Here is a 2,781-nt window from a genome sequence, read left to right as displayed (position 1 = left end):
TTCAGCCGACCGTCATCTCCTCGGGCTGTCCGTACTGCCTGACCATGGTGGAGGACGGCACGAAGATCAAGGAAGTCGAGGATCGGGTGAAAGCGCGCGATGTGGCGGAAGTGTTGGCCCTTTCCGTGTTTGGCGTCTCATAAATTTAAGTCGTGAAGGAGATGTAATGTTGCTATGACAACGATCCGAAAAGCAGCCGTCATCGGCTCCGGTGTAATGGGTTCAGGCATTGCCGCACATTTGGCGAACGCAGGGCTGTCTGTAGTGCTGCTCGATCGCGTGCCGACGCAGCTATTGCCGCAGGAAGAGGCGGCGGGGCTTACACTGGCTCACCCGAAAGTTCGCAACCGCTTGGCGGTAAACGCCTTGCAGGGGATGGTAAAAACGAATCCGGCTCCGCTCTTTCAAGCGTCGTTTGCCCAGCGTATCCAGCCGGGCAATCTGGAGGATGATTTGGGCAAGCTGAAGGACGTCGATTGGATTATCGAGGTCATCATTGAGAATTTGGCGGCGAAGCAGGCGCTTTTTGCCCGAATTGAAGAGGTGTGGGAGTCCGGGACGATCGTGACGTCCAATACGTCGGGCGTTTCGATCAATGCGATGGTTGAAGGAAGGTCGGCGGCATTTAGGGCTCATTTTCTGGGTACGCACTTCTTTAATCCGCCACGCTATATGAAACTGTTGGAAATTATACCCAACTCGGACACCGAATCTGAGATTGTGGCGTTTATGCAAGATTTTTGCGAGAAAAAACTGGGCAAAGGCGTCGTCGTCGCCAAGGATACACCGAACTTCATCTCCAATAGGATCGGGACTTATGGGCTGCTCGTTACGTTGCAAGAAATGCTCGAGAAGGGCTACACCGTGGAAGAAGTGGATGCAGTGACCGGGCCGGCGATGGGCAGGCCGAAAAGCGCGACGTTCCGCACGCTGGACTTAGTCGGGCTCGATACTTTTGTGCATGTGGCTGGCAATGTGTTTTCGCAGGTATCGGATCCGGCAGAGAAGGCCGTGTTTGATACTCCGGCTCTTATGAAAGACATGGTGGAGCGAGGATGGATCGGCGAGAAGAGCGGTCAAGGGTTTTATAAAAAAGTGAAAACCGCTGCAGGCTCGGAAATCCAGGCTTTGCAGTTCGGCACGATGACTTACGAGCCTAGTAAACGAGTGAGCGGCGCATCGCTGGAAGCCTCCAAACAGGCCAAAGGCGCTGCAGCCAAAATCAAAGCGCTGATCACCGGCAAAGACCGGTATGCCGAGCTGGCGTGGAACATTTTGAAGCCGGTGCTGCTGTACTCCGCAGAGAAGCTGGGCGAGATCGCCGACAGCATTGTGGACATCGACAACGCGCTTAAATGGGGCTTCAACTGGGAGCTCGGGCCGTTCGAGACGTGGGATGCGATCGGTTTACGGCGCTCGGTGGAGCGGATGGAAGCGGAAGGCAGCGTGGTGCCTGCCTGGGTAAAAGAGTGGCTGGCAGCGGGGAATGAGAGTTTTTATCGCCGGTCGGAGGGGCGGACATTCGCCTATCTGGGCGGGGCCAGCAGCGAGTTGGGGGTGCGGCCTGAGGTTATCTCGCTCGCTTCGCTCAAGGAGCAGAAGAAGGTGATTCGCAGCAACAGCGGTGCCAGCTTGATCGACATCGGCGACGGCGTCGCCTGCCTGGAGTTCCACTCGCCGAACAATGCGATTGGGGCCGATATTTTGACAATGATTCAGCAAAGCGTCGACGAGGTGCGCAGCAACTATCGCGGGTTGGTCGTCGCGAACGAAGGGAAAAACTTTTGCGTCGGCGCCAACCTCATGCTGCTCTTGATGGAGGCGCAGGATGGAGAGTGGGATGAGGTCGACGGCATTATCCGGCTGTTCCAGAACGCGATGCTGAAGCTGAAAAGACTGGAGAAGCCGGTCGTCGCCGCCCCTCACAAAATGACGCTCGGCGGCGGCGTCGAAGCGTGCCTGCCGGCGGATATGACGATTTTCTCCGCCGAGACGTACTACGGTCTCGTCGAGGTCGGCGTGGGCCTGATCCCGGCCGGCGGCGGCTGTAAGGAGCTGGCTTTGCAGGCGAGCCAGTCGGTGCAGGACCCGGAGGTCGACCTGCAGCCATGGATCAACGCCGCGTTCGAGACCGTCGCGATGGCCAAAGTGTCCACGAGCGGCCACGATACGAAGCGGCTCGGCTATATGCGTGCGCAGGACCGCGTCGTCATGAATCCGGATTTCCGGATTTATGAGGCGAAGCAGGCGGTCCTGCGGCTGGATGCGGCGGGCTACGAGCTGCCCGCCGAAGAAAAAATCCGCGTCGCCGGCGAGAACGGCAAAGCCGTGTTGGTGGCTGCCGCCAATGCCATGCGGCAGGGCGGGTACATCAGCGATCACGACGTGAAGATCGCCGGCAAGCTCGCGCACGTACTGGCGGGCGGCAGCGTGCCGGCGGGCACGCTTGTGAGCGAGCAGTACCTGCTCGATCTCGAGCGCGAGGCGTTCCTCAGCCTCTGCGGTGAGGTCAAAACCCAACAGCGTATGCAATACATGCTGTCCAAAGGGAAACCGCTGCGGAACTAAGGCATGCCGTTCTGCACAGGTGTGGGCTTAAGAGTGGCTAACCCCTCTTAACAGAGCGAAAATGGCTTATTTCCGCAAGTTAGAAGGGGCTGGGCCCTTTTAGATCTAGTTCATTTAAGGAAAACGGCCCGGATCGCGGGCATTAAGAGTGGCTAGCCCCTCTTAGCTAGGCGAAAATAGCAAATTTTCACAAATTAGAAGGGGTTAGACCCT

Annotated in this window: 1 protein-coding gene; it reads left to right on the top strand. The window is 57.6% G+C overall.

What is annotated here, in order from left to right; all coding sequences use genetic code 11:
* The first annotated feature begins 174 nt into the window (after positions 1-174).
* Complete coding sequence (locus EJQ19_RS31605; protein WP_126145171.1) at positions 175-2,568, top strand: 3-hydroxyacyl-CoA dehydrogenase/enoyl-CoA hydratase family protein; 2,394 nt, start codon at positions 175-177, stop codon at positions 2,566-2,568.
* The last annotated feature ends 213 nt before the right edge of the window (positions 2,569-2,781 follow it).

It is taken from the genome of Paenibacillus whitsoniae, from assembly GCF_003955665.1.
GTDB classification, from domain to species: domain Bacteria; phylum Bacillota; class Bacilli; order Paenibacillales; family NBRC-103111; genus Paenibacillus_E; species Paenibacillus_E whitsoniae.
The sequence above is the reverse complement of the archived record's forward strand: the minus strand, read 5'-3'. Positions and strand labels throughout refer to the sequence as shown.

Coding starts and splice junctions, on each gene's coding strand:
- EJQ19_RS31605 (WP_126145171.1), top strand. CDS start 175: ATGACAACGATCCGAAAAGCAGCCGTCATCGGCTCCGGTGTAATGGGT.